General features: G+C 44.4%; 1 protein-coding gene. It reads left to right on the top strand.

Translation table 11 applies throughout. From position 1 onward, the window contains the following. A partial coding sequence (locus tag PROCOU_RS16140; protein ID WP_036074526.1) for an RHS repeat domain-containing protein occupies positions 1 to 610 on the top strand: 610 nt, incomplete at both ends.

Here is a 610-nt window from a genome sequence, read left to right as displayed (position 1 = left end):
GTTTCCTGGACATACAAAGATAAACCGAGCAAAGACAACAAAGGAAAAACCGACAAAATCAATGAAGTCCTTGTTTCCCACGGGGCACACAACTACAAAGCAACGTATGACTACAATGCGTTAGATCAAAACACCAAATTGAACGATGGTTCCCGAAACTATTTCTTGGAGTATGATGAGTTCGGCAATGTGGACCAGTATCTCAACGGCAATGGCGTTGGCACCAACTTCAATTATGATGCGACACAAAAAGTACGTGAAATCCAGATTGGGAATAAAACTGGCGATAGCTTATTTGAAGAAAGCTACACGTATGATGCAGCGAGTAACCGAACCACGATGGATAATAAGAAAGCCGGTAAAACGAGTTACGACTATGATGCGATTAACCAACTCACCAAAGAAACCCTACCAGATGGCACGGTGAAAGCCTATACGTACGATGGCTTCGGTAACCGTACCAAAGTGACAGATTCCAGCAAGACAAAAGCCATCGAAGCGAGTTATAATGATGGTAACCAGCTCACGGCTTGGAATGGCGACAAACTAACGTATGACACGAATGGGAATCGTCTCAGCGATGGGACATACACGTACACCTGGGATACGG

This window comes from Listeria rocourtiae FSL F6-920 (assembly GCF_000525975.1).
GTDB classification, from domain to species: Bacteria; Bacillota; Bacilli; order Lactobacillales; family Listeriaceae; genus Listeria_A; species Listeria_A rocourtiae.
Note: the sequence above shows the minus strand (reverse complement) of the source record. Positions and strands in the feature narration are given on the sequence as shown.